The sequence below is a fragment of the Tenacibaculum sp. TC6 genome (genome assembly GCF_050606265.1).
GTDB lineage: Bacteria > Bacteroidota > Bacteroidia > Flavobacteriales > Flavobacteriaceae > Polaribacter.
Genome location: NZ_JBOCUK010000010.1, coordinates 1 through 26,094 on the forward strand (window position 1 = coordinate 1; position 26,094 = coordinate 26,094).

23 protein-coding genes are annotated in these 26,094 nt (G+C 31.5%); 13 read left to right on the forward strand and 10 right to left on the reverse strand.

Annotation, left to right across the window (positions count from 1 at the left end):
* Positions 1-127: 127 nt before the first annotated feature.
* Positions 128-2,251, reverse strand: a complete 2,124-nt coding sequence (locus ACQY1Q_RS07475) for a carboxy terminal-processing peptidase (RefSeq protein WP_431004679.1) — start codon at positions 2,249-2,251, stop codon at positions 128-130.
* Between the two features lie 79 nt (positions 2,252-2,330).
* On the reverse strand, positions 2,331-2,843 hold the full coding sequence (locus tag ACQY1Q_RS07480) for a hypothetical protein (RefSeq protein WP_431004680.1): 513 nt from the start codon (positions 2,841-2,843) through the stop codon (positions 2,331-2,333).
* 115 nt (positions 2,844-2,958) lie between these two features.
* On the opposite strand from ACQY1Q_RS07480, the gene surE reads away from it, so the two are divergent.
* The 5 genes from surE to ACQY1Q_RS07505 are packed head-to-tail and all read left to right on the forward strand — an operon-like array spanning position 2,959 to position 6,227.
* The gene (gene surE / locus ACQY1Q_RS07485) at positions 2,959-3,729 is read left to right on the forward strand and encodes a 5'/3'-nucleotidase SurE (RefSeq protein ID WP_431004681.1); all 771 of its coding nucleotides are present in this window, start codon (positions 2,959-2,961) and stop codon (positions 3,727-3,729) included.
* The gene (locus ACQY1Q_RS07490) at positions 3,717-4,004 is read left to right on the forward strand and encodes a hypothetical protein (protein WP_431004682.1); all 288 of its coding nucleotides are present in this window, start codon (positions 3,717-3,719) and stop codon (positions 4,002-4,004) included. The genes surE and ACQY1Q_RS07490 overlap by 13 nt, the downstream gene beginning before the upstream one ends.
* Positions 4,005-4,060: 56 nt before the next feature.
* Entirely contained in the window at positions 4,061-5,179 is a 1,119-nt protein-coding gene (lpxB, locus tag ACQY1Q_RS07495) for a lipid-A-disaccharide synthase (RefSeq protein WP_431004683.1), read from the forward strand.
* Entirely contained in the window at positions 5,180-5,692 is a 513-nt protein-coding gene (locus ACQY1Q_RS07500) for a C40 family peptidase (protein ID WP_431004684.1), read from the forward strand.
* 43 nt (positions 5,693-5,735) lie between these two features.
* Positions 5,736-6,227: a C40 family peptidase gene (locus ACQY1Q_RS07505; RefSeq protein ID WP_431004685.1), complete on the forward strand. Its 492-nt coding sequence runs from the start codon at positions 5,736-5,738 to the stop codon at positions 6,225-6,227.
* Positions 6,228-6,333: 106 nt separating this feature from the next.
* Here ACQY1Q_RS07505 and obgE read toward each other — a convergent pair whose 3' ends face one another.
* The 3 genes from obgE to secDF all read right to left on the reverse strand — a co-directional run bounded on the left by obgE (position 6,334) and on the right by secDF (position 11,594).
* Positions 6,334-7,323, reverse strand: a complete 990-nt coding sequence (gene obgE / locus ACQY1Q_RS07510) for a GTPase ObgE (RefSeq protein WP_431004686.1) — start codon at positions 7,321-7,323, stop codon at positions 6,334-6,336.
* A gap of 47 nt (positions 7,324-7,370) precedes the next feature.
* Positions 7,371-8,489, reverse strand: coding sequence for an adenylate kinase (locus ACQY1Q_RS07515; RefSeq protein ID WP_431004687.1), 1,119 nt, complete (start codon positions 8,487-8,489; stop codon positions 7,371-7,373).
* An 87-nt stretch (positions 8,490-8,576) separates the two neighbouring features.
* The gene (gene secDF / locus ACQY1Q_RS07520; RefSeq protein WP_431004688.1) at positions 8,577-11,594 is read right to left on the reverse strand and encodes a protein translocase subunit SecDF; all 3,018 of its coding nucleotides are present in this window, start codon (positions 11,592-11,594) and stop codon (positions 8,577-8,579) included.
* Positions 11,595-11,802: 208 nt separating this feature from the next.
* Here secDF and ACQY1Q_RS07525 point away from each other — a divergent pair, with 208 nt between their 5' ends.
* Positions 11,803-13,503 (forward strand): formate--tetrahydrofolate ligase, encoded by a 1,701-nt coding sequence (locus ACQY1Q_RS07525; RefSeq protein ID WP_431004689.1) that lies wholly within the window; start codon positions 11,803-11,805, stop codon positions 13,501-13,503.
* 84 nt (positions 13,504-13,587) lie between these two features.
* On the opposite strand, the gene ACQY1Q_RS07530 is transcribed toward ACQY1Q_RS07525, so the two are convergent.
* Positions 13,588-14,382 carry a DUF2797 domain-containing protein gene (locus ACQY1Q_RS07530; protein ID WP_431004690.1) on the reverse strand — a complete coding sequence of 265 codons (795 nt, stop codon included), beginning with the start codon at positions 14,380-14,382 and terminating at the stop codon, positions 13,588-13,590.
* A gap of 116 nt (positions 14,383-14,498) precedes the next feature.
* Here ACQY1Q_RS07530 and ACQY1Q_RS07535 point away from each other — a divergent pair, with 116 nt between their 5' ends.
* The 3 genes from ACQY1Q_RS07535 to ACQY1Q_RS07545 all read left to right on the forward strand — a co-directional run bounded on the left by ACQY1Q_RS07535 (position 14,499) and on the right by ACQY1Q_RS07545 (position 17,167).
* Positions 14,499-16,007, forward strand: a complete 1,509-nt coding sequence (locus ACQY1Q_RS07535; RefSeq protein WP_431004691.1) for a GH3 auxin-responsive promoter family protein — start codon at positions 14,499-14,501, stop codon at positions 16,005-16,007.
* 1 nt (position 16,008) lies between these two features.
* Positions 16,009-16,569 (forward strand): Crp/Fnr family transcriptional regulator, encoded by a 561-nt coding sequence (locus ACQY1Q_RS07540; protein WP_431004692.1) that lies wholly within the window; start codon positions 16,009-16,011, stop codon positions 16,567-16,569.
* A gap of 67 nt (positions 16,570-16,636) precedes the next feature.
* Entirely contained in the window at positions 16,637-17,167 is a 531-nt protein-coding gene (locus tag ACQY1Q_RS07545; RefSeq protein WP_431004693.1) for a hypothetical protein, read from the forward strand.
* Here the strand turns inward: ACQY1Q_RS07545 and ACQY1Q_RS07550 are convergent.
* From ACQY1Q_RS07550 to ACQY1Q_RS07565, 4 genes are read right to left on the reverse strand one after another with little or no spacing between them, the layout of a single operon-like run.
* Positions 17,136-17,612, reverse strand: a complete 477-nt coding sequence (locus ACQY1Q_RS07550) for a hypothetical protein (RefSeq protein WP_431004694.1) — start codon at positions 17,610-17,612, stop codon at positions 17,136-17,138. The two genes, ACQY1Q_RS07545 and ACQY1Q_RS07550, sit on opposite strands and share 32 nt — an antisense overlap.
* A 36-nt stretch (positions 17,613-17,648) precedes the next feature.
* Positions 17,649-18,902, reverse strand: a complete 1,254-nt coding sequence (locus ACQY1Q_RS07555; protein WP_431004695.1) for a tetratricopeptide repeat protein — start codon at positions 18,900-18,902, stop codon at positions 17,649-17,651.
* A gap of 25 nt (positions 18,903-18,927) precedes the next feature.
* Positions 18,928-20,457, reverse strand: a complete 1,530-nt coding sequence (locus ACQY1Q_RS07560; RefSeq protein WP_431004696.1) for a M56 family metallopeptidase — start codon at positions 20,455-20,457, stop codon at positions 18,928-18,930.
* Between the two features lie 5 nt (positions 20,458-20,462).
* On the reverse strand, positions 20,463-20,822 hold the full coding sequence (locus ACQY1Q_RS07565) for a BlaI/MecI/CopY family transcriptional regulator (protein ID WP_431004697.1): 360 nt from the start codon (positions 20,820-20,822) through the stop codon (positions 20,463-20,465).
* Between the two features lie 148 nt (positions 20,823-20,970).
* Between ACQY1Q_RS07565 and ACQY1Q_RS07570 the strand changes: the two genes are divergently transcribed.
* The 4 genes from ACQY1Q_RS07570 (at position 20,971) to ACQY1Q_RS07585 (ending at position 25,886) form a co-directional block, all read left to right on the forward strand.
* Positions 20,971-21,474 (forward strand): DUF456 domain-containing protein, encoded by a 504-nt coding sequence (locus tag ACQY1Q_RS07570; protein WP_431004776.1) that lies wholly within the window; start codon positions 20,971-20,973, stop codon positions 21,472-21,474.
* 257 nt (positions 21,475-21,731) lie between these two features.
* A complete protein-coding gene (lysS, locus tag ACQY1Q_RS07575; RefSeq protein ID WP_431004698.1) occupies positions 21,732-23,429 on the forward strand; it encodes a lysine--tRNA ligase in 1,698 nt (565 codons plus the stop codon).
* A 165-nt stretch (positions 23,430-23,594) separates the two neighbouring features.
* Positions 23,595-24,713 carry a hypothetical protein gene (locus ACQY1Q_RS07580; RefSeq protein ID WP_431004699.1) on the forward strand — a complete coding sequence of 373 codons (1,119 nt, stop codon included), beginning with the start codon at positions 23,595-23,597 and terminating at the stop codon, positions 24,711-24,713.
* Between the two features lie 96 nt (positions 24,714-24,809).
* Positions 24,810-25,886: an ABC transporter permease gene (locus tag ACQY1Q_RS07585; protein WP_431004700.1), complete on the forward strand. Its 1,077-nt coding sequence runs from the start codon at positions 24,810-24,812 to the stop codon at positions 25,884-25,886.
* The last annotated feature ends 208 nt before the right edge of the window (positions 25,887-26,094 follow it).

The window sequence follows — 26,094 nt, forward strand, 5'->3', positions numbered from 1 at the left end:
GTCTTTTTGAGTACGTTTTACATGTTTGTTTTTCATGACACTTAATTTTTAGTGTAACGCTATTTCAGGACGGGACATATACTCTATAAAAAAACTCTTAACTGTTCAGTTAAGAGTTTTTTTATAATTAGTGTTTTACAATTGAATATTCTTTTTTCATTTGTAGCTCACTCAATACATTTAGAGCTTCATTCATATAAATATCTTTTTTAAGATTTTTATGCCATGCTACTCTTTTATCTTTTAACACGGTATCTTTTTTAAACAACTGATATTCATATTTAGGTGAGTTGAACGTTAAGTTAGATTCAAACTTAAATACTTCTTGAAACTTCTTTACCTCTTCTTCTCTTCGTATACTTTCCTTTTTAAATTCACGGTAGTCTAATGATAAAATATTATCGTCTTGGTTAGATTTTAGCCATTTTGCATATTCATTAATCTTTTGAAATCTTTGATCATTAAGAACTCTCTGATTACTATTATATACCACATCTGCAAAATTACTATACGAATTTTTAGGGGTATAACTTGCTTGTTTTACCTTATCCCAAGGTAAGGCTCCATCTAAATCTCTTTCTCCAAACTCCATATAACTATATCTAGAGGGTAACGATATATCTGAATACACTCCTTCTTTTTGAGTTGAACCTCCGTTAATTCTATAAAACTTTTGTATAGTCATTTTTAAAGCTCCAAGATCTGTTGGATATTGCTCATAAAAACGATTGATAGGAAGTATGTTTTGAACTGTTCCTTTACCATACGTTTGTTTACCTCCTATAATAACAGCTCTTTTATAATCTTGCATGGCTGCAGCAAAAATTTCAGAAGCAGAGGCTGAAAATTCGTTTACCATAACAACTAATGGCCCGTCCCATTGTATTTTTTCATCAGTGTCATTTTTTACTAAAGGTTCTTCTCCTCTATATTTCACCTGCACAATTGGTCCTTTATCTATAAACAACCCTCCTATTTCAATGGCTGTTTTTAATGATCCTCCTCCGTTATCTCTTAAATCTACAATTAAACCGCTTACATTTTCAGCTTTTAATCGCTCAATTTCTTTCTCCATATCTTTAGCAGCATCTCTACTGTCTAAGTCACTAAAGTCAATATAGAATTTTGGCAGGTTTATAATACCATATTTCTTCCCGTTTTTTTCAACTATACTAGATTTTACAAATGTTTCTTCTAGCTCCACTACATCTCTAATAATTGAAATTACTTTTGTTGAACCATCTATTTTTTTCACCGTTAACTTTACCTCGGTTCCTTTATTCCCTTTTATAAATTTTATGGCGTCATCTAATCTCATTCCAACAATATCCAAAGGTTCTGCATCACCTTGAGCCACTTTTAAAATAATGTCTCCGGCTTCTAACTCACCTTGTTTCCATGCCGGTCCTCCAGAAATCAGCTCAACAATATGTGTGTACATTCCTTTTTTTTGTAATCTCGCTCCAATTCCTTCTAATTTACCTGACATATCTTGATCAAAACGTGATTTTATTTTTGGCGACATGTATGAAGTATGCGGATCAAATCCTGTTACAATACTATTTAAGAAAGTAGAATACCAATCTGAATTTTCAAGTTCATCAATACGAACATATAAGTCGTCCATATTTTCCAATACTTTGGTTCTGGCTTCTTTTTCAAGTTCTGTAAAACTCTTTTTCTTAAATGTTTTATCTTTTTCTGCTTTCTCAGCCTGATCACTTTCAGCACTTTCAATTCTGCTTATGATAGATAATTTTAATTGTTTTCTCCAGTAATCTAACAGCTCATCTTCATTTTTTGCAAATGGTATCTTTTCATAATCAACATCTATTATCTCATTTTTGTTGTAGTTAAAAGGCTTTTTCAACAACGTTCTATAAGTTGTTTTTGCTTTTTTTAGTTTCTCTAAGAATCTACCATAAACCAACTTGTAAAAATCAATATTTGATTCTCTTATCTGATCATCAATTAAATATTTATACTGTGAAAATTCTTTTAAATCATTTTGAGTAAAATACCTTTTACTTGGATCTAAACCATCAATGAATGTGTTATATACATGTTCAGAAAAATTATCATCTAAATCTTTTTGAACATAATGGTACCTACTTAGTATATTTTTTAACACATAAACAATAATCCTATCTTTGTCAGGATCTTCTTTTTGATTTTTATAAACTGATGCAGTGGCTACATTGGTAAATAAAATTGCGGCTGTTAAAAAATGAATAATATATTTCGTCTTCATAAATCGTCTGTCGTTTAATTTAGGGTACAATTACACTAGTTGCTAAACTACTAAAATAATGCCAGTTTTACTAACTCTGTTATTTTTTATAAATCCCTTTAAATAGTTTTTTAATTTCTTTTCCTTTTTCATCAACCCAAACCCATTCCTGAGTTACAGATTTGTCTTTATTTAATTGCCAAGAAATCTTATTCCGATATTTTTGAATTTTATCTTGCACAAAATCGCTCATCAACACCATCACTCCTTTTTCAAACTTTCCTTTTAATACAAGAGAGCCTCCTCCGTTATCAATCCAAACCTGATGCCATGAATTATCTTTTTTATCAAAATAATTATAACTGGTTCCTTTACTTTTAGAGGTTTCAGAAGTCCAATTTTCTTGAATAGCACATGCATTTGGCATTTTAACAACGGTATTATTCCCTATAAGCTTACCTGTATCATTGTAAACTTTCCATTTTCCTACCCAAAAATCAAATTGTGAATATTCTATTGAACTACATGGTGTTTCAACTTTATTTTGTGCGAATAGAATAGAAAAAAAAGTTGAAACAATAAAAACTGTTAGATAAACAATAACGCGAATCATATTTTTCTAATTGATAACTACAATTTTACGCAATAATTCACCACTACTATCTTTACAAAATGTTAAAAATAGTATCCTTTTTTTATCTTACATTTGTTCTAAAACTAGATTTCACATGGAAGACAGACCCTTAATTTTAGTAACCAATGATGATGGTATTACCGCTCCCGGTATACGAATGTTAATTGAAATCATGAATAAAATAGGTGATGTTGTAGTGGTAGCTCCTGATAGTCCGCAAAGTGGAATGGGACATGCTATTACCGTAAACAACGTACTTCATTGTAATCCTATAACTATTGACGATGGCCCTCAAATTGAATATAGCTGTTCCGGTACTCCTGCCGACTGCGTAAAGATGGCCAAAAATGAAATATTAAACAGAACTCCCGATTTATGTGTTTCAGGAATTAACCATGGTTCAAACTCATCAATAAATGTAATTTATTCAGGAACTATGAGTGCTGCCGTTGAAGCCGGGATTGAAGGAATTCCTGCTATTGGTTTTTCTTTATTAGATTTTGATTGGCATGCTGATTTTAGAGCGGCCAAAAAGTTTATTGAAAAAATTGTTTTAAATGTTCTTTTAAACGGACTACCGGAAGGAGTGGTTTTAAATGTTAATATTCCTAAACTAAAAGAACAAGATATAAACGGCATTAGAGTTTGCAGACAAGCCAACGGGTATTGGAAAGAAAATTTTGACAAGCGTAAAAGTCCTTACGGAAAAGAATATTACTGGTTAACCGGTGAATTTGTAAATAAAGACAAAGGGCAGGATACTGATATTTGGGCTTTAGAAAATGGTTTTATTTCTGTAGTTCCTGTTCAATTTGATATGACAGCGCATCACGCGATACAAAAACTTAACTCATGGGACATATAAGAAAAGAAATAGCAATTGGTTTTTTAATATCTCTTTTTGCTACTGCTTGTGGTTTTTTTATCTATTTACATTATATATCACAATCAGATATAAGCACAACTCTTACTCAGGTAAAAGAGGGTGGAGTGTTAGGAACTGTTATCGCTTTAGCTACAATACCTAACTTATTTGTTTTTTTCGTTTTTCTAAAAAAGAAACAAGATTACAGAGCAAGAGGAGTGTTAATTGCAACCATTATGATTGCTCTGCTTACCTTTATTTTAAAATTTGTGTAACTAAAAAACATTCTTTTTACTATTAGCAAGCATAAAACTTCAGTATTTTTAATGTAATGAAATATTATATACTAGCCGGTGAAGCATCCGGAGATTTACATGGCGCTAATCTTATGAAAGCGTTACTTAAAGAAGACCCAGAAGCTGAAATACGTTTTTGGGGTGGTGATTTAATGGAAGCGGTTGGAGGCTCTTTAGTTGTACATTACAAAGAAAGGGCTTTTATGGGGTTTTCTGAAGTTATTACGAACCTTAAAAAGATTTTAGGTTTTATTTCTTTTTGTAAAAAAGATATTGCTCAATTTAACCCGGATGTGCTTATTTTTATTGATAATTCCGGTTTTAATCTTCGTATTGCTAAATGGGCTAAACAGCATAATTTTACAACTAATTACTATATTTCTCCTCAAGTTTGGGCCAGTAGAGCAGGAAGAGTTAAAAGTATAAAACGTGATATTGATGCCATGTTTGTTATTCTTCCTTTTGAAAAAGAGTTTTATAAAAAATATGATTATGAAGTTCATTTTGTAGGACATCCTTTAATAGATGGTATTGAAAACAGAAAACAGATTGATGAACAAACATTCAGAGAAGAATACAATTTAGGTTATAAAAGAATTATAGCACTATTACCCGGTAGCAGAAAGCAAGAAATAACCAAGATGTTATCTGTTATGCTTTCTTTAGTTGATGATTTCCCTGATTATCAATTTGTTTTAGCAGGAGCTCCCAGCCAATCATTTGATTTTTACAAACCTTTTATAGCGGAAAAAAACATTCCTTTTATTCCTAACAAAACATATGATTTACTAAGTATTTCTTATGCCGCTCTTGTGGCTTCAGGAACTGCTACTTTAGAAACTGCTTTGTTTAAAGTGCCGCAAGTAGTATGTTATAAAGGAAGTGCTGTTTCTTATCAAATAGCTAAACGAATTATAACACTAGAATACATTTCTTTGGTAAATCTTATTATGGATAAAAAGGTAGTTACCGAATTAATTCAAAATGATTTTACCCGTAAAAACCTTAAGAAAGAATTAGAATTTATTTTGGACGAAAAACACCGTGAAGAAATTTTTTTAAATTATTTTGATTTAGAAAAAAAATTAGGCGGTAGAGGAGCTTCAGAAAAAACCGCTAAATTTATTGTTGAAGGTTTAAAAAATAATGCATAGATGATAAAAAAAATACTTACCCTACTTTGTTTACTTTTCCTTATTTCATGTGGTTCTGCCTCAAAAACTGTTAGAAACACTAAACAAAGTAGTACTTCTTCTCCTACATCATCTACTGAAAAAGAACCTACACTGGCCGACAAGGTAGTTTGGACTGCTGTTTCGTATAAGGGAATTCCTTATAGGTTTGGTGGATTAAATGAAGACGGCATGGATTGTTCGGGATTAGTTTATGTGTCTTTTAAAAAAAGAGACATTGATCTTCCACGTTCATCAAGGCTTATGTACACTAAAGGACATCCTATTTCTTTAAATGAAGTGAAAAGAGGAGATTTATTATTTTTTAAAACCTCCAGTAAAAGCGGAAGTGTTAATCATGTAGGATTAGTCACTTCGGTAAAAAGAGGCGATATTCGTTTTATTCACTCTACTACTTCTAAAGGAGTATTGGTTAGCTCATTACGTGAACGATACTGGAAACGAGCATTTATAAAAGCAAAAAGAGTTTTATAATTCTTTTCTTATATTAAGGGAGTCATAACGAACCCTTTACTTTATGAAAAGACAACTACTCTTGTTTTTTAGTATCCTAAGTTTCATTCTATATTGTTTTATAAAAACAAACAGCTCTTCTAACAAGACTGTTACTAAAGAAACTACACCACCTCGTGAAAAAGTTGTTTCTATAGCTACTTCTTATTTAGATGTTCCATATAAAGCTGGCGGCACCAGTAAAAAAGGCATGGATTGTTCTGGTTTGGTTCAAACTTCCTTTAAACAAATTCATATTCAACTTCCTCGTTCTTCTGCATTAATGAGTAACTACGGAAAAATAATTACCATTGAAAATGCACGTATTGGCGATTTAGTATTTTTTAACATTGATCGTCTTCAGGGAGCTATTAATCATGTAGGGCTTATTAGTAAACTGGAAGATAAAACAGTTTATTTTATTCATTCTTCTACTTCAAAAGGAGTTGTCATCAATTCTTTAGATGAGGAGTATTGGAAAAAAGCGTACGTAAAAGCTTGCCGTGTGATTAATTAATAAGGTATTGTTATAATTTCACACTAAAATTTTAGTAAATGATATTTCTGAACAAGACAGTTACATAAACAAAACCCCAACTTTTCAAGTTGGGGTTTTGTTTAGTTTAATTTAGCATTTTCCAGAGTTTATCTTTTAGTTCTGTTAAACCTGTTTGTGCTACTGAAGAAATAAATACGGTATCAATTCCTTCAGGTAATTCTTGTTGTATTTCTTTTTGAAGCTCGTCATCTAACATATCACATTTAGAAATTGCCAATAAACGATGTTTATCTAACAATTCAGGATTGTGTTTTCGGAGTTCATTTAACAAAATTTCGTATTCCTTTTTAATATCATCACTGTCTGCCGATATTAAAAACAACAATACAGAGTTACGTTCAATATGGCGTAAAAAGTAATGTCCTAAACCTTTGCCTTCCGAAGCTCCTTCTATAATTCCAGGTATATCAGCCATCACAAAACTTTGATGGTTTCTGTACTCTACAATTCCTAAGTTAGGTTTTAATGTTGTAAAAGCATAATCAGCAATTTTAGGCTTTGCTGCTGTTATAACCGATAATAGGGTTGACTTTCCTGCATTAGGAAATCCTACTAATCCAACATCTGCTAATATTTTTAACTCTATGCGATACCAACCTTCTTCTCCTTCCAATCCCGGTTGTGCATAACGCGGTGTTTGGTTAGTTGCTGATTTAAAATGCCAGTTTCCTTTACCTCCTTTACCTCCTTTTAGTAAAATTACATCTTCATCGTGTTGAGTAACTTCAAACAGCACTTCATTGGTTTCGGCATCTCTAAAAATAGTTCCTAAAGGTACAGGTATAACAATATCTGCACCGTCGTGTCCGGTACTTCTACTGCTACCTCCTTCTCCACCATGTTCAGCTCTAAAATGACGTTTAAACTTTAAATGGAAAAGTGTCCACATATTTTTATCTCCTCGAACAATTACGTGTCCTCCTCTTCCTCCATCACCTCCATCTGGTCCTCCTTTTGCAATATATTTTTCTCTATGCAAGTGAGCAGAGCCTCTTCCTCCTTTTCCTGAAGATGCATATACTTTTATGTAATCGACAAAATTTCCTTCAGTCATTTTTACTTGTTTACTGTAAAAGACACTAAAAAAAGTATCTTTTTAAATTATAATGTATCAAAAATATCTGATAAACGTTGTGTAATTTCTTCTATAGTTCCTACACCGTTTACTCCGTAATAGCTATCTTGTTCTTGATAATACTCTTTTAAAATCGCAGTTTTAGTATTGTATTCATTAAAACGATTTCTAATTTTTTCTTCATCCGTATCATCAGATCTTCCACTGGTTTTTCCTCTTTCTAAAATTCTTTCAACCAATAAATCTTCCGGTACTTCTAACGCTACCATTCCGTTGATTTTCTCTCCTTTTTCAGCTAAAAAAGCGTCTAGTGCTTCTGCTTGAGACTGTGTACGAGGAAATCCGTCAAAAATAAATCCGTTAACTCCTTCATTTTTTTCAACCTCTTCCTTAAGCATGCTAATCGTTACTTCATCCGGAACTAAATCACCGGCATCAATATATTTTTTTGCTAACAATCCAAGTTCAGTTTCGTTTTTAATATTATAACGAAATACATCCCCGGTTGAAATATGTACTAAATTGTACTTATCCTTTAAAATAACGGCTTGTGTTCCTTTTCCTGCTCCCGGAGGGCCAAATAATACAATGTTTTTCATTTTTGGTTGTGTTGTTAATTGATAAACAGCCGGTAAATTTCTTCCTAAACCATCGTAATCCAGACCATACCCAACAATAAAAGTATCCGGAATACTCTTTCCGATATAATCGATAGGCAGTTCTTTTCTATATACATCCGGTTTGAAAAAGAGGGTGGCTATTTTAAGCTCTTTTAGGTTTTTTGTTTTAAATATTTCGTAAATTTCTTGTAGGGTAGTTCCTGTATCGATTACATCTTCTAAGATAACAACAGTTCTTCCCGTTAGGTCTTCATTAATACCAATTAACTTTTTTACCTTTTCAGTTGAGCTTGTTCCTTCATAAGAAGCTAGTTTTACAAAAGAAATTTCACAATCTCCTTTGTAAGCTCTTAAAAAGTCGGCAGTAAAAACAAAGCACCCGTTTAGTATTCCTATAAAAAGAGGCACCTCATTTTTAGGCATTTCATTTTTAACTTGTATAGCTAATTCTTTAACTATATCTGCGATTTCGTTTTTTGAAACGAATTCTTTAAAATATAAATCGTGAAGTTTTGTAATTCTCATCAGACTGCAAAGATAGTTGCTTGATATTAAATGAAAAAACCGTTTTGAATTTAGTTCAAAACGGTCTTATTTTGATTTATTCTTTTTTTAGTTCTTTTTTCCTTTTCTAACTGAATCAAACATGATTGGCGTAGCTACAAATAAAGATGAATAAGTACCTACAACCACCCCTACAATTAATGCAAACATAAATCCTTTAATACTATCACCTCCAAAGAAGAAGATAGCTAACATTACTAATAAGGTAGTTAATGACGTATTGATTGTTCTTCCTAAAGTACTACTCAATGCTTTATCAACTAAGTTTGAAGTTAATGAATTATTTGTACTTACATACTCTCTAATTCTATCGAAAATAATTACGGTATCGTTTAACGAGTATCCAACCACTGTTAAGATTGCTGCGATAAATGACTGACCGATTTCCATGTCAAACGGCATAATTTTATAGAATATTGAGAATACTCCTAAAACAACTAACACATCGTGGAATACAGCTACAACTGCTCCGATAGAGAATGCCATTTTTCTAAAACGTAATAAGATATATAAGAACACTACTAATAACGATCCTAATACTGCTAAAAAGGCAGCTTGCTTAATATCATCAGCAATTGTAGGGTCTACTTTCATGTAACTCATGATACCACCTCCGTTATTTACTTTTTCAAAACCTGGTTTAAAGCTTTCGTAAGAAACGCCCTCTAAATATGGTTTTAATCCTTTATATAAAGTGCTTTGTACTTCTTCATCAACTTGTTTACTCTTATCATCAATTTTAAAAGCTGTTGTTATTTTTAACTGGTTGTCTGCTCCGTAGGTTTTAACCTCAGGCGCTGTACCAAATACATCTTTTAAAGCTCCTGCAATCTCATTTGCTTTCATTGGCTTATCAAAACGAACAACATAAGAACGACCTCCTTTAAAGTCAACTCCTTGTTTTAATCCTATAGTAGCCATTGAAACTAATCCGATAACAATTAATGTTCCTGAAACAATATAAGCTAACTTACGTTTCTTCATGAAATCGAAACTAATGTTATTAAACCAGTTCTTAGAAAGGTTGGTATTAAATGTTAACTTAGTTCCTTTTTCAACCGCTCTATCAATAAATAAACGTGTAATAAATACAGCTGTAAATAATGAAGTAGCAATACCAATCATTAAAGTTAAAGCAAAACCTTTGATTGGTCCTGTTCCAAATACATATAAAATAATACCTGTTAATAATGTTGTGATGTTAGCGTCTAAAATTGCTGATAAAGCTCCTTTAATACTAAATCCTTCATCTACAGCTAAACCTAATCCTTTTCCTTCTGCTAAACCTTCTTTAATTCTTTCAAAGATAATTACGTTTGCATCTACAGACATACCAATAGTTAAGATGATACCTGCTATTCCCGGTAATGTTAATACCGAATTAAACGATGCTAAGATTCCGAAGATAAATAAGATGTTTACCAATAAAGCTATGTTAGCGTATACTCCGGCTTTTCCGTAGTATAAAATCATCCAACCTAATACTAGTAAAATAGCTAATGCAAACGACCACATACTTGCGTTGATAGATTCTTTTCCTAAAGATGGTCCTACAACCTGTGCTTCAATCATTCTTGCCGGTGCCGGTAATTTACCAGCTTTTAATACAGTAGCAATATCTTTTGCTTCGTTAACAGTCATATTTCCTCCTGAAATTTGAGTACTACCACTAGTGATAGGCTCGTTTACAGATGGAGCTGTGTACACATAATCATCTAATACTACCGCTACAAATTTACCTGCATTTTCAGTAGTCATTTTACCCCATAACTTAGTACCTAATCCATTCATTTGCATATTTACAACTGGTTGATTAGCTTTTGTTGGGTGGAAATCTTGTTTAGCATCAGCAATTACATCTCCTTCAATAGGTGCTTCGTCATTTCTGTTTGACTTAATTGCATACAATCCGATAATTGGAGTTAATTCTGTATCTTCAGGAGTTTGAGCTGTTCTTTCCGGTGTAAATGGTTTATAATCCCATAAGAACTTAGCATATCTTAAGTTACTAGGCAATAATGCTCTAATATCTTTATTTTTCAATAATTTATTTACAACTGCTGTATCTTGTAATTTAGCATACGCAATTGTTGAGCTGATTTGTTGTTGATTAGGACTTAAGTAAGTAAACAACATTTTTTGTGCATCAGCAGTTTTAGTAGAATCAGCAGACTCTCCTAATAAATCATCAATATCACTTCCTTTTTTAGTAGTATCTTTTGCTTGTTCAGTAGTACTTCCTTCAGTAGTTTCTTTTAATAATTCAATTGACTTTGCATTCGCTTGAACAAAAAACGGAATAACATCAGCATTGGTGTAAACTTCCCAGAACTGTAATTTAGCAGTACTTTGTAATAATCTTTCTACACGATCTATATCTTTAGCTCCCGGTAATTCTACTTGAATTCTTCCAGAAGTACCAATACGTTGAATATTTGGTTGTACTACTCCGAATTTATCAATACGGCTACGTAATACTTCAAATGCAGTATTAATTGATGAATCTATTTCTCCTTGTAAAACTTCTTTTACTTCAGCGTTCGTTTTCTTAAAGTCGATTTTTTCGCGTAACGCTTTAGTTCCAAAAATAGATGGATCACTTAACTTTACACTTCCCTTGCTTAATTTTTCAAATTGATCAAAAAATAAATCCAGGTAGTTATCTTGGCTATCTTTCTGAGCCTCATCGGCTTTTTCTAAAGCCTCAAGAAATACAGCGTTTTTAGAATCGTTAGATAATCCAATTAAGATATCTTTTACAGATACTTGTAAAATTGCATTAATTCCTCCTTTTAAATCTAAACCAAGGTTCATTTCTTTATCCTTGATGTCATTATAAGTAAATTTAGTAACTACTAAATTTACTACCTCTTTATTTCCTACGCTATCTAAATACTTACTTTCAGCTTTAGCTATTTCTTTACCATTGTGGTCTTTAACATTCTTTAAAGCGTACTCTTTAGCACTATCTTCTACCTTGTTGGCAAAAAATGTAAACGACAATTGGTATAAACTTACTAATCCAAAAAGAATAGCAAATAATTTAATAAGACCTTTGTTTTGCATTTTCAATAATTTAAATCGACTTTTTTTTAAAACGTGCAAATATAGTATTTCAAAAAAGAAAAGCCAATTCTTTTAGCATATTTATGTTTCTAGCAGTGATTTAGCAAAGACTTACTAACAAAATAGTACATCTTTAGTATATATATTACGTATATTTACCTGCTTTTTTGAAGCGTATCAAACAACAAATTAAATTCAAAACAATATAATGGCACAAACATCTGAAACTGAAACAGTGTACTTAACAGATATTGAAATTGCACAAGCAAAAGAATTGCAACACATTAAACACATTGCAAAGAAATTAAATGTAGAAGAAGATGATATGGAAATGTATGGAAAATACAAAGCCAAATTACCTTTACATTTAATTGACGAAGAAAAAATAAAAAACAACAACCTAGTATTAGTAACTGCGTTAACTCCTACTCCTGCCGGAGAAGGTAAAACCACGGTTTCTATAGGATTAACCGAAGGTCTTAATAAAATAGGTAAACAAGCAACTGTTGTTTTACGTGAGCCTTCATTAGGTCCTGTCTTTGGTATTAAAGGTGGCGCTGCCGGTGGAGGATATTCTCAGGTAGTACCAATGGAAGATATTAACTTACATTTTACCGGTGATTTTAATGCCATTGAAAAAGCGAACAATTTATTATCAGCCTTAATTGATAATAATTTACAAAGCTCAGTTAACAATCTAAATATTGACCCGAGAACCATTTTATGGAAACGTGTTATAGACATGAATGATCGTGCTTTACGTCAAATTACAATTGGGCTTGGCGGTACCGCTAACGGAATTCCTCGTGAAGATGGTTTTAACATCACTCCTGCTTCAGAAGTAATGGCTATTCTATGTATGGCTACAAGTTTTGATGATTTAAAAGAACGACTAGGAAATATTTTTATTGGATTTACTTTTGATAAAAAGCCTGTTTTTGCTCGTGATTTAAAAGCACAAGATGCTATGGCCATTTTACTTAAAGATGCCATTAAGCCTAATTTAGTACAAACATTAGAAGAAAATCCGGCTATTATTCATGGTGGCCCTTTTGCAAACATTGCACAAGGAACTAATACTATTTTAGCTACTAAAATGGGGTTATCTTTATCTAATTATGTGGTTACCGAAGCTGGGTTTGGTGCTGATTTAGGTGCTGAAAAATTCTTAGATATTAAATCGGCTTATGCTGGTTTAAATCCTAAATGTGTTGTTTTAGTGGCTACTATACGAGCACTTCGTCATCATGGAGGTTCTTCTAAAGAAGAATATAATACTCCAAGTATAGAACGTGTTGAAAAAGGGTTTAAAAATCTTGAAAAACACATTGAAAATATTAGAAAGTTTAATATTGAACCAGTAGTAGCTATTAATTCTTTTGTTTCTGATTCTGAAGAAGAAATTAACTATGTAATTGATACTTGTGAAAAATTAGGTGTACAAGCTGTTGTTTCAGAAGGATGGGCAAAAGGTGGAGAAGGCACTAAAAATCTTGCTAAAGCTGTAGTGGATGTTGTTGATAACAAAGCTACTCAATACAAACCTTTGTATGACTGGAATAGTCCGGTTAAAGAAAAAATAGAAACCATAGCTAAAGAAATTTATGGTGCTGTTGGAGTAACTTATGATAAAGAAGCTGAATTAAATTTACGAAGAATTGATCGTTTAGGGTTTAACAATTTCGCTATCTGTATGGCTAAAACCCAAAAGTCATTTTCTGACAATGAAAGTTTAATTGGTAAACCTGAAGGTTTTACAGTTAATGTTCGTGAAATAGAAATTGCTGCCGGGGCTCAATTCATCATTCCTATTTTAGGTAAAATGATGCGTATGCCCGGATTACCTCCTGTACCTGCATCTGAAGGAATGAGTATTGACAACAATGGAAAAATTTCCGGTTTATCATAAATTCCTATAATCAAAAAATGTATCAAAAGTTAAAAAACTTTTGATACATTTTTTTTTACGACAACCAGACTTTTATTAAAGAAGTTATTCTACAGTAATTTTCACTACCAATCCTTCATTTGCTCTTATATTAAAAACAGTTTCATCTTCAAAAATTAAATACTGTCCTTTAATTCCAACTAGCTTCCCAGTATAGGTTTGGTCTTTTACTAAGTTTAAGCTTTTAGGTTTTTCCGGATATCTTTTTACCGGAAAATTAATAGTGGTTTCTTTATTATTTTCAATAAAATACTCTTGTACTTCCTTCGGGATAAATTCACGTAATTTATGTTGCCAAGCTACTAAATCTTCATCTTCAACCTCATTTTTTAACATTTTTCTCCAATTAGTCTTATCTGCAATATGCTCTTTTAATGCTACTTCGGTTATTCCTGCTAAATATCTGTTAGGAACCTCAACAATTTCAATTGCTTCATGCGCTCCTTGATCAATCCAACGTGTAGGAACCTGACTTTTTCGGGTAACTCCTACCTTTATATTGCTTGAATTTGCTAAATACACAATATGGGGTTGTAATTGAACTTGTTTTTCGTAAGCTAAATCTCTATCCTCAATATCTAAATGTGCTTTGCTTAACTCCGGACGCATAATCCAATCACCGGCACTAGCCGTATCAAAAAAGCAGCTTTTACAAAACCCTTGCCTGTAAATTTCTTTTTCTAAACCGCACTGTAAACATTCATAAGTAACAAAACTAAGTTCTAGTGTTTTATTTAGTAATTGATTCATACTTAAAAAATCAGTTTTCATATCTAAATAATACTGTACAGAATCTAAATTTTCAGTAGACATTTTTTTTAATACTCCTTGATATTGCATAACCTAAATTTTATTACTTTTAGCTAAATTTTTTTTACCCCATTTAGTTAAAATAACAGAGATATCTGTTATCAATTAAAAAATAGCAACGATAAACTACAAACTTAAAAAATATTATGGCGTTTCCGTTTATAAATTCTATCATTTCTTGGTTTTTAAAAAAACGTAAACATCAGGTAGAACTTTTTTTGAAATACCCTATTGATGTTCAGAACGAAGTATTACTAAAGCTGATAAACACTGCTAAAAACACAGAGTTTGGAAAACAATATGATTTTTCAGCGATTATTTCATATGAAGATTTTTCTTCAAAAGTACCTATTCAAAAGTATGAAAGTATTGAGCCTTCAATTGAACGTTGCAGAAAGGGTGAACAGAATATTTTTTGGCCTACTCAAATACGATGGTTTGCTAAATCTAGCGGTACCACCAATGCTAAAAGCAAATTTATTCCTGTAAGTGATGAAGCTATTGAAAACTGTCATTTTAAAGCAGGAAAAGATATGTTGTGCCTTTATATCAATAACAATGAAGATGCCCAACTTTTTACAGGAAAAGGCTTACGTTTAGGAGGTAGCTCTGCGGTATATGAAGACAATAATTCTTATTTTGGTGACTTGTCTGCTATTATTATTGAAAACATGCCTTTTTGGGCAGATTTTAGTTCGGCTCCTAAACAAGAAGTGGCTTTAATGAGCGAATGGGAAACCAAAATGGAGGCTATTATTAATGAAACTATTCATGAAAATATTACAAGTTTGGCCGGTGTACCTTCTTGGATGTTGGTTTTACTTAATAAAGTTCTAGAAAAAACCGGCAAAGAAAACATATTAGAAGTATGGCCTAATTTGGAAGTGTATTTTCATGGAGGCGTTAATTTTAGTCCGTATATAGATCAGTACAAAAAACTTATTCCTAAAAAAGACTTCAGGTATTATGAAATTTATAATGCTTCTGAAGGATTCTTTGCCATCCAAGACAGAAACAATTCTGACGAACTTTTATTAATGCTTGATTACGGTATTTTTTACGAGTTTATTCCTATGAGTGAGTACGATGGTGAAAATTCAACAGCTATCCCTCTATCAGAAGTTACCACTGATGTAAATTATGCGCTAGTTATTACCACCAATGCTGGATTGTGGAGATACTTAATTGGCGATACGATAAAATTTACCTCAATTGACCCGTATAGAATAAAAATTACAGGACGTACCAAGCATTATATTAATGTTTTTGGAGAAGAATTAATTATTGAAAACGCTGAAGAAGGATTAAAAGCTGCTTGTGAAAAAACAAACGCATCCATTAAAGATTACACCGTAGGTCCTATTTTTATGAACGATACTGCCCAAGGTGCTCATGAATGGATTATAGAGTTTGACAAAGCTCCTGATAATTTAGATTTTTTTACGGAATTACTTGACAACTACCTAAAAAATTGTAATTCTGATTATGAAGCCAAACGTTATAATAACATGACTCTTTCAATGCCCAAAGTTCATAAAGCCCGTAAAGGGTTATTTTATGATTGGTTAAAGGTTAAAGGTAAATTAGGAGGTCAGCATAAAGTACCTCGTTTATCTAACAAACGTGAGTTTATTGAAGAATTATTAAACTTATAAAATGTTTGATTTTTCTTTATTTAAAAACCTGAATTTACATGAAAGCTCTGATTTTATTAGTGCCTTAAGCGAAATTGCTGAGTTTAAAACGTTTCCTAAAAATCATATTATACATGCTTCCGGTAGTATTTGCAGTCATTTTTATATTATTACTAAAGGTATTGCCCGAGTTTTTTATTTTAAAGAAGAAAAAGATATTACAGTTCATTTTGCTGCCGAACATGATAGTATTACTGCCATAGACAGTTTAATTCAGCGAAAAAAAAGTAAGTATAGTATAGAAACTATTGAAGAAACCGAAACTATTGCCGTTAACATTAACAGCTTAGAACTTTTATTTGAAAAAGAACCTCAATTTGAACGATTCGGCAGGCTTTTTTTACAAGATTTATATATTGATTTGGTAGAAAGAATAGACGATCTACAACTACACACTGCACAGGAAAGATATGATACTTTATTAAGTAAAAAACCTTATTTATTTCAACGAGTTCCGTCGAAACACTTAGCTTCTTTTTTAGGAATGACGGCTGAAACGTTAAGTAGAATTAAAGGAAAATAATTTCTTGACAATTATCAAGTGTTAATTTGTTTTCTGAAAGTAGCTTTGTATTCTATACAATCAGAACATGACAATTTCAGCAAAGCTTAAAAAATTTTACCTCGATAATAATTTACCGGAAAACGGAGGCACAGAAGAAGATTATTTTAATCTTAAATTCCGTTTTTTTTCCTTAAAAATACCAAACTACGAGTTCCGAAAGAACGTATTATATATTCATGACATACAACATATATTATATGATTGTGATATTACTTGGAAAGGCGAAGCTTTTATAGCCGGATGGGAAATAGCCACCGGTTTTTGGAAGCATTTACCTATTGGTTTTGCAAGTATATGGGCCATGGGAGTTTCTCTTTTACTTCACCCAAAAGAAGTAGTAAACGGATATAAGGCAGGATTACAAGTTACCGGGCTTATTGATTTAAAAATAGACAAGGAGCAACTTTTATCTTATACCGTTAAAGAAGTTGAGACTCTACTTAGAAGGGATACCGTTTTATCATTTAATCCTTACATTTTTGTAATGTGGATTCTTATAAGTCTATTTATTGTTTTCTCTCCTCTTATTGTTGGTCTTCTACTTGTATTTTTATAGGTAATTTATATTGAACAGCTACCGGAATACCTCTTTTAAGTGCCGGATCTAAATTGGGCAATTGTTTTATGGATGCTTTTAACAGGCTATCTAAAACAGGTAGCTTTTCTAAAACAAGAGTTGAGGCTTCTATTTTTTTAAGTTCAACTTTTCCGGTTTTACTTACTACTAAATACACATTAACTTCTTCATCGATATCTTCATCAGTCATAAAGTCAACCACATTCAAAACATTTACTATTTCTTTTTGAAGTTCCTGTCTAAAACAATCTGCTCTTTCTTTTCCTAGTAATTGTTTACAATTCTGAAAAGCAGGTGACTCATCTACTCTTGAATAGTTAACAATAGTGTCTAATTCTTTTTTTGCCTCTTTGTTTCTAAAAGGCAGATAATTACAAGAATTTAAAAAAAATAATAAAGAAAGAAGAATATAATTAAATCTCACTACTTTGATTTTGACATGAAAATACAAAAAATAAGATTACTCTAATATTTCTCCTTTTTGAAAATAAAATTTCTTTATTTCTTTCAGCCTTTTTGTTACTTGATTAGTTAATACAGAATCTTTACTTTCAAACCTGTCTATATAATTTTTATAATGTTTATACGCATTTTTTTTGTCTTTATAATAATGTTCTGAAAGAGTTGCTAACTGGTATAAAGCTTTGTAATTCTTATAATTTTCTCTTAGTGCATTTTCATAAGCTGTAAGCGCTTCTTTAGTTCTGTTCAACTTCTCTAAAGTTTGCGCTAACCGATAATATTCATCATCTCTTGATTCTTTGCCAATAAATGTTGCCATTCTATAATGCAAATGTGCCTCTTTGTAATCTTCCTCTTCAAAATCCATATCACCAAAATACGTGTACACTTTGTAATCAGTTTTATCTATACGTAATGCTTGTTTAAAATACTTTCTTGCTATTTCAAAGTCTTTTAAAAGAAAATAACAACGTCCTAACATTTTTTTAGTGTAATGTTCATTAGGTTCAATAGAGTCTATTTTCTGAAGTAACTCAATTGCTTTGTTATAATTTTTATCTCTGTACAAAGCATTAATTTCTAATTTATTCAGTTCAATATGGTTCGGGTTTATTTGTAATCCTTTTTTTATAAATATTGAAGCCGAATCAGCATCTCTTAAAACGGTATAATCGTAAGCTAAGTTTTCAATAGATTTTATATGCTTATCATCTTTCTCATAAGCTTCTAAAAAACTATCCATTCTCAAGTTTCTTTTACCTAACAACTTATAAGCAATTCCTTTATAATAGTAATAATTAGCATTTGTAATATCTCTCTCAATCAACCCTTTAAATAATTGCAATGCTTTTTCTGCTTCTTTTATAGTAAGGTGCAGTTTTCCCAGTTCATAGGCAATAAATAAATTGTCTTTATCTTCTTCATGTAACTTTTCATATACTGTAATGGCTTTTCTATACTTTTTTTCTTTTTTATACGAATTCGCTAGTTTAACTTTTACCGTATAATCATCTTGAAATGCTAATGCTTTCTCATAATGCAAACTAACTAATGATTGTTGGTCTAAATTTTCATTGATTTGCGCTTTTTTTACGTTCTTTTCAAAAGAATCCGGAAACTTTTCTAACAATTCAATTGCTTTATGATATCTACCTCTATTTAATAAAGTATCTACCGCTACAAAAGTTGATGTTTGTGCATTTATTTTTAAAACTCCCAACACTACTACCAAGTATAAAATTTTCTTTTTCATGTATTATATTGATTTTTTATTTCTATTATTCCACAGTAAACGTAATAGGCAACGTATATCCTACCCTAACTACTTGTCCATTTTTTTCTCCGGGTACTATTCTAGGTAATTTCTCAAGCATTTTACTCACCATTTTTTTGAGTTCAGGATGCGGGGCTCTCACCTGTATGTCAGTAATTAAACCTGTTTTATCAATTTTAAAAGCAGCATAAATTCTTTTCTTCCCGGGAGTTAAATCAAGATTTTTGACAAACGACATATCAAGTTCCTTTTGTGCAAAGTCATTTATACTTTGATTAAAACATGATTTATCACCCTCATCACATCCAGGAAAAGTTGGTGCTTTATCTATCATAGAAAAAGGCACGTCGTCGCTTTTAGTTAAGTTTACGTCCTTTACTGTTGATTTGATCTTTTTATTATGCAAACCAATAACCTTTCTACCTTCAAAATCATATAATTTATAGTAAAAAGCATCCTTATTATCACTTTTTATTTTTATTCCTTCCAAAAAATTATCTCTAAACTCTGAAAATTCCTTCTCTTCATTTTTATTTAATTCCTCTGTTGAAATTTCTTTTCCTAAAAATTCTTCATCAAATGAGATAAACAAATCAAAATATGATTCTTTTTTAGTTTCTTGGTATTTCTCTTTAGATCCGAAATACACTTTTTGCAATTGTTTTGTTTCAATACCTTCCAATTGATTTTCACTACATGAAGCATAAAAAAGCATACTAACTAAGATAGGCACTAGCAATAGATATTTAAGTTGTTTAATTTTTTTTGACTGCCTTTTCGTTATCATGATAATTCGTTTTTTGATTAATGAATGTTTATAAAACTGATTAACGAAGGAGATATTCTCTACCTTAAAGACATCAGATAATAGATTGTTTATATAGTTGTTTTTTTCAATTTCTTTACTTGCTTCTGCATCAGAAATATACTCATGAATAAGCGACACTCTCTTTTGATACACATAAATCATAGGGTTAAACCACATTATAACTCGTAACAACTCAAAAAACAATAAATCAAGCGTATGCTTTTGTGAGCAGTGTACTAGTTCATGCTTAATTACTTTTTCTCTTCTATTTTCAGGAAGATCTTTACCAATAAAAATATAATTGAAAAAAGAGAAGGCTTTAGATGATCTTTTTAACAAAACCAATGTATACCCCATTTTAACGACAACTTCATTTTCTTTAACAAGACTAACTACTTTAAATACTTTACGAAGAAAAATTAGCAAAAAAAATAGACTACCCAAGACAAACAAAACATCTAGGTAATTAAGAGATTGATACCATGAAGATTGCTCTATAACATACTGAGGAGATAATATTACTTCGGGCAACATTATTGTATACTCTTGAGGAACTGCTTTTTTAACTGAAGATACTTTTATCAATGGCAATACAAATGAAAGCAATGCAGTGCCTAATAAGTACCATCTGTTTTTTGTAAAAAAAGTTTCTTTACTTAAAAAGAGATCATACATTGCCACAAAAAGCACCTGAAATAGGACTACCTGAATACAATAGTTTATCATGATTTCTAACTTTTATTTACTTCTTTTAAAATACTTTCAAGTTCTTGAATATCCATTTTGTTTTCTTTCATAAAAAAAGAAACCATACTTTTAAATGAGCCTTCAAAATATCCGTTAACCAACTTATGTAAACTTTGATTGCTGTATGCTGATTTTTCAATTAAAGGAAAATAAACATAACCACGTCCTTTGGGTTTATGCCCTACAAATTCTTTTGTTTCTAAAATTCTGATAATTGTAGACACGGTATTATAGGCTGGTTTAGGCTCTTCCATTTCATCAATAACTTCTTTTACCGAAGCCTCTCTAAGCTGCCATAAAACGTGCATTATCTGCTCTTCTGCTTTTGTTAACTGCTTACTCATAATACAATAGATAAAAAGTTTTGCTTTGTAAATATAACTAAAAAACTAGTTTAAACTAATTTATTAGTTGAAATGTAACAAAGTTTAACATTTGTCGTCATATTTCTACATTCTATGTATGAATGTATATTTATCAATAAAATTAACTATGGATACTTTTTTACTTATTGTTGGCTTTTTATTCGCTTGTTTGGGAATTATCGGCTCTTTTTTACCCGTTCTGCCCGGACCTATTACCGGATGGGTAGGTTTATTACTTCTTCACTTAACAAAAGCTGTACCTTCAAATACTTCCTTTTTAGTTATCACTTTTATTATTGCTATAGTAATTTTTATTTTAGATTATTTTATTCCTGCAATAGGCACTAAAAGATTCGGAGGTTCAAAGTATGGTGTTTATGGTACAACCATTGGTCTTATTGTAGGTTTGCTCTCTCCCATTCCGTTTGGAATATTGATTGGCGCTTTTGTAGGTGCTTTAATAGGTGAGCTTATATACGACAGTAAAGATACAAACAGAGCTCTTAAGGCTTCTTTTGGAGCTTTCTTAGGATTTCTTGCCTCAGTTACTATAAAATTCTCAGTAGCCGTAGTATATTTAGTATTATTTATTGTTAAGTTTTGGGAATACAAAGGTAATTTCTGGAGTTAAATTTTGCGCAAAAAAAAAGCAACCCATCTCAGGGAAGCTTTCCATTGGTAACAAAACCACGGTGCTTCTCAGCACCTTAACAACACAACTAAACACTGCCTTTTAAAACAAGACAGCCTGCAAATATACAAACTTTCACCATACACACAAATTTTTTTTGTTTTTTTCAAAAAAACTGACACTTCATTGCGTTGTTTAATTCTGTAATTGATTGTATCTTTGCGCTTTTAAATTTAAAATAACTTAAAAGTTACACAATGCAATTATCAGAACAAGAAGTTGTACGTAGAGAAAAACTTACCAAATTAAGAGAATTTGGTATTAATCCTTATCCTGCAAATTTATATCCGTTAACTACCAATTCTAAAGAAATTAAAGACGACTTTAAAGAAGGTAAAAAAGTTGTAATTGCTGGTAGATTAATGTCTCGTCGTATTCAAGGAAAAGCTTCTTTTGCTGAATTGCAAGATAGTTACGGACGAGTACAAGTTTATTTTAACAGAGATGAAATTTGTACCGGAGAAGATAAAAATTTATACAACGAAATCTATAAGAAATTATTAGACATCGGTGATTTTATCGGAATTGAAGGAGAGTTATTTACTACTCAGGTAGGTGAAAAAACGGTATTGGTTAAAAACTTTACTTTACTAAGTAAATCTTTAAAACCTTTACCTCTTCCAAAAGTTGATGCTGAGGGAAATACTCATGATGGTTTTACTGATCCGGAATTACGTTATCGTCAACGTTATGCTGACTTAGTGGTTAACCCACATGTTAAGGAGGTATTTGTAAAAAGAACAAAGTTATTCAATGCCATGCGTCAATTTTTTAATGATGCCGGGTATTTTGAAGTAGAAACTCCGGTATTACAACCAATTCCGGGAGGTGCTGCTGCCAGACCTTTTATAACTCACCACAATGCGTTAGATATTCCTCTTTATATGCGTATTGCCAATGAACTGTACCTAAAACGTTTAATCGTTGGTGGTTTTGATGGTGTTTATGAATTTTCTAAAAACTTCCGTAATGAAGGAATGGATAGAACTCATAACCCTGAGTTTACAGCTATGGAAATCTATGTTGCTTATAAAGACTACAACTGGATGATGGAGTTTACAGAAAAGCTTTTAGAGTATTGTGCTATTTCGGTAAACGGAACTACGAAGGCTACTTTTGGTGAATATGAAGTAGATTTTAAAGCTCCTTATGCTCGTGTTACCATGGCTGATTCTATTAAGCATTTTACCGGTTTTGATATTTTAGGAAAAACGGAAGATGAAATTAGAGAAGCTGCTAAAGGCATGGGTATTGAAGTAGATGATACTATGGGGAAAGGAAAGTTAATAGATGAAATTTTTGGTGAAAAATGTGAAGGTAATTACATTCATCCAACCTTTATTACTGATTATCCTAAAGAAATGTCTCCTTTATGTAAAGAGCACAGAGATAATCCGGAATTAACTGAGCGTTTTGAGTTAATGGTTTGTGGTAAAGAAATTGCCAATGCGTATTCTGAATTAAATGATCCTATTGATCAACGTGAACGTTTTGAAGCTCAATTAAAATTAGCGGAACGTGGTGATGATGAAGCCGGACAGTTTATAGATCAAGACTTTTTAAGAGCTTTAGAATACGGTATGCCTCCTACTTCTGGTTTAGGTATTGGTATGGATCGATTAATTATGTTTTTAACTAATAATCAATCTATTCAAGAGGTTCTTTTCTTCCCTCAAATGAAGCCTGAGAAAAAAGCTCCTACAGTAGAGCTTAATGATGATGAAAAGGCTGTTTTAGCGTTAATTGAAAAGGCTGAGAAAATTGACTTAAACGAGTTAAAAACTCAAAGTGGTTTAAGTAATAAAAAATGGGATAAAACGATTAAGCATTTAACTAAAAACCAACTAGCTAAAGTTGAAAAAACAGATGATGGTTTGTTAGTTGAAATCATCTAAATTTTAAATTCAATTTTTAATATAGTAAAGAGCACTTTAAAAGTGCTCTTTTTTTATGCTTTTCAAAAAATGGCTTCCCATTTAAAAATACTTATTTATAGGCAAACGCTTACTCTCAAAAAATATGTAACTTTAACACTATTAATTAACTAAACAAAAAAAATTATGGCTGCCATTTACTACGTAAACGATGTTCCGGTATTTGAAGATGAAGTAAAAGAAAAATTATATTCCGGTGAACTTTTTTTATTTGATAAAGCTGTGAATTCCGGCGATGAGATGAATATCAATTTTGAAAACGGATCTATTAATTCTAACGAATTAGGTTCTATTGATTTTACTCCTATAGGAATTGGAAAACCTTTAAGTATTGAAATTTTAACCATATACTCGGGGGATGCTCCTGAGCGTTTTTTGGGTAAAAAAGATATGCTTGTTACTACCGGCGTTAAATCAATAGGAACCTATGATTCTGCTCCTAAAGCTATTAACCAAATAGTACGTAAGGTTAATGATAATCAATATTACGAGCCTTCTGCTTTTAATGAAGGTTCACCTATTGTATATTATACACCTGCTCTTGACATGAATACTATTTTATGTTCATTTCATTTAGTTGCCGATACTTTTAATGAAAGTATCTTTGAAGATGTTTCCAGTTTATTAGCCAAAGCCGGAGGCATTCCTGTTTTTGCGCCTGCTGCAAGTGTTTTATTGGCTGGTAGTACTTTAGCTTCTATTGCTTCAAAACTAGGTAAGGCTATTTTTGAATCTAAGCCTTTCTTTAAAGGAGATTTTAATATCAGACTAGATACCCCCGGACAAATCCCGACAAAGGCCAAGTATGTTTTAATAACTGATAATAAGTTTGAAAAAGAGTTTATTAATTACAAACCCGGCAATATTGTAATTGATGATTCTAATCATACTAAAGTAAGATTGGTTCATAAAACAACCAACAAAGAATATAGCGGAGATGCTCCTTATATATTAATTTCTTTAGATGGTAGAGAACGTGAGGATTTAAAAAACTTTAAACCTACTCATGCTTCTGCTGCTATTATGGAACAGTTTTACGGAACCGAAACTAATTCACAATCTATAGAAGTTGTTCAAGATGCTTTAATGCTTTATAATGACTTTCATTATTTTGAAAAGGCTAAAAAACAAAAGGAAAAGTTAGAGGGGCTTGCTGAAGATAGTGAAGCCTACAAAAGTATTAAACTTCTTTATGATGCTTATGTAAAAAACATAAACTCAGATATTTTTACTAATAATATATAAATGTTTATTCAAAAAGAACTGTTATAAAAAAACAGTTCTTTTTTTTATCCTTAAAAAGTTTTGTACAAAAGCTATCTTATCAATAGCTTTGACTTAATGAAGTATTCAAATTCTCTTTGGCAAATAGCTATTAAAAAATTTAAGCAAAGTAAAACCGGAATGGTGAGCTTTGGCTATATTTTGCTTTGTGGTTTCGTAGCTGTTTTTTGCTACATTCTTGCTCCTGACAATAGCAATTCTGCCAATCAGATGCATTTAGAAATACATTCAAAACCACCGGGGTTTTCTACTCAATTATTAGAAATTCCTTCTCTTGAAAAAGACAAACAGCATTGGTTTTCTATTTTTTTACAGGGAAAGAAAAACTCCTCAACAGAAATTCCTATTCAATCTTACACTATTTTAAAAGATGAGTTAGAGGTTATTAATCTTTCTGATGGACTTCCTAAAAAGTTTTCATTACAGCTATTTAATAATCAACCGGAACACTATATTAAACACAAAACTTTTTGGTTAGGCACTGATAAATATGGACGTGATTTGTTTAGCAGGCTTCTTATAGGCGCCAGAATTTCATTTTTTATTGGTTTTATTGCTGTTTTTATATCCTTACTTGTGGGTATTCCTATTGGTGCAATTGCCGGTTATTTTGGTGGTAAAACAGATGCTTTTATTATGTGGCTTATTAATATTACCTGGTCTATTCCTACGTTATTATTAGTTATTGCTATTACGCTTGCCTTAGGAAAAGGGTTTTGGCAAGTTTTTATAGCTGTTGGGTTAACTATGTGGGTTGAAGTTGCCCGTGTTGTTAGAGGACAGGTGATTACTACTAAACAACAACAATATGTTGAAGCGGCAAAAGCTCTTGGTTTTTCTGATCTTAGAATTATTTTTAAGCATATTCTTCCTAATATTTTAGCGCCTATTATTGTTATTTCTGCTGCAAATTTTGCTGCTGCTATTCTTATAGAAAGTGGATTGAGCTTTTTAGGTATTGGTGCTCAGCCTCCAACTCCGTCATGGGGTGCCATGATAAAGAATCATTATAACTATATTATTTTAGGAAAACCTTATTTAGCCTTAATTCCCGGTATGGCTATTATGAGTTTGGTTATGGCTTTTATGTTATTGGGGAATACACTTCGTGATACGTTGGATGTAAAATCTTAGATTACTTTTACCTTGTTTTCTTTTATTTGATAACGATTATTATAATCTTACGGCAAATATTTTAACTATTAAGCTGTGCTAGACGATGCTAAACTCGTGTTAAACAATCCTTCTTCTTTGTTATGAAATGTATTTGCCTTGTTAAACAATCCTTTTAGCTTGTTATGCTTTTACCTACTCTTGTTATGGAATTCTTCTTTTATGTTAT

What these genes read in the sequence shown, in the direction of transcription:
- ACQY1Q_RS07475 (WP_431004679.1), bottom strand. Translation starts at nt 2,251, where the DNA reads ATGAAGACGAAATATATTATTCATTTTTTAACAGCCGCAATTTTATTT.
- ACQY1Q_RS07480 (WP_431004680.1), bottom strand. Translation starts at nt 2,843, where the DNA reads ATGATTCGCGTTATTGTTTATCTAACAGTTTTTATTGTTTCAACTTTT.
- surE (WP_431004681.1), top strand. Translation starts at nt 2,959, where the DNA reads ATGGAAGACAGACCCTTAATTTTAGTAACCAATGATGATGGTATTACC.
- ACQY1Q_RS07490 (WP_431004682.1), top strand. Translation starts at nt 3,717, where the DNA reads ATGGGACATATAAGAAAAGAAATAGCAATTGGTTTTTTAATATCTCTT.
- lpxB (WP_431004683.1), top strand. Translation starts at nt 4,061, where the DNA reads ATGAAATATTATATACTAGCCGGTGAAGCATCCGGAGATTTACATGGC.
- ACQY1Q_RS07500 (WP_431004684.1), top strand. Translation starts at nt 5,180, where the DNA reads ATGATAAAAAAAATACTTACCCTACTTTGTTTACTTTTCCTTATTTCA.
- ACQY1Q_RS07505 (WP_431004685.1), top strand. Translation starts at nt 5,736, where the DNA reads ATGAAAAGACAACTACTCTTGTTTTTTAGTATCCTAAGTTTCATTCTA.
- obgE (WP_431004686.1), bottom strand. Translation starts at nt 7,323, where the DNA reads ATGACTGAAGGAAATTTTGTCGATTACATAAAAGTATATGCATCTTCA.
- ACQY1Q_RS07515 (WP_431004687.1), bottom strand. Translation starts at nt 8,489, where the DNA reads ATGAGAATTACAAAACTTCACGATTTATATTTTAAAGAATTCGTTTCA.
- secDF (WP_431004688.1), bottom strand. Translation starts at nt 11,594, where the DNA reads ATGCAAAACAAAGGTCTTATTAAATTATTTGCTATTCTTTTTGGATTA.
- ACQY1Q_RS07525 (WP_431004689.1), top strand. Translation starts at nt 11,803, where the DNA reads ATGGCACAAACATCTGAAACTGAAACAGTGTACTTAACAGATATTGAA.
- ACQY1Q_RS07530 (WP_431004690.1), bottom strand. Translation starts at nt 14,382, where the DNA reads ATGCAATATCAAGGAGTATTAAAAAAAATGTCTACTGAAAATTTAGAT.
- ACQY1Q_RS07535 (WP_431004691.1), top strand. Translation starts at nt 14,499, where the DNA reads ATGGCGTTTCCGTTTATAAATTCTATCATTTCTTGGTTTTTAAAAAAA.
- ACQY1Q_RS07540 (WP_431004692.1), top strand. Translation starts at nt 16,009, where the DNA reads ATGTTTGATTTTTCTTTATTTAAAAACCTGAATTTACATGAAAGCTCT.
- ACQY1Q_RS07545 (WP_431004693.1), top strand. Translation starts at nt 16,637, where the DNA reads ATGACAATTTCAGCAAAGCTTAAAAAATTTTACCTCGATAATAATTTA.
- ACQY1Q_RS07555 (WP_431004695.1), bottom strand. Translation starts at nt 18,902, where the DNA reads ATGAAAAAGAAAATTTTATACTTGGTAGTAGTGTTGGGAGTTTTAAAA.
- ACQY1Q_RS07560 (WP_431004696.1), bottom strand. Translation starts at nt 20,457, where the DNA reads ATGATAAACTATTGTATTCAGGTAGTCCTATTTCAGGTGCTTTTTGTG.
- ACQY1Q_RS07565 (WP_431004697.1), bottom strand. Translation starts at nt 20,822, where the DNA reads ATGAGTAAGCAGTTAACAAAAGCAGAAGAGCAGATAATGCACGTTTTA.
- ACQY1Q_RS07570 (WP_431004776.1), top strand. Translation starts at nt 20,971, where the DNA reads ATGGATACTTTTTTACTTATTGTTGGCTTTTTATTCGCTTGTTTGGGA.
- lysS (WP_431004698.1), top strand. Translation starts at nt 21,732, where the DNA reads ATGCAATTATCAGAACAAGAAGTTGTACGTAGAGAAAAACTTACCAAA.
- ACQY1Q_RS07580 (WP_431004699.1), top strand. Translation starts at nt 23,595, where the DNA reads ATGGCTGCCATTTACTACGTAAACGATGTTCCGGTATTTGAAGATGAA.
- ACQY1Q_RS07585 (WP_431004700.1), top strand. Translation starts at nt 24,810, where the DNA reads ATGAAGTATTCAAATTCTCTTTGGCAAATAGCTATTAAAAAATTTAAG.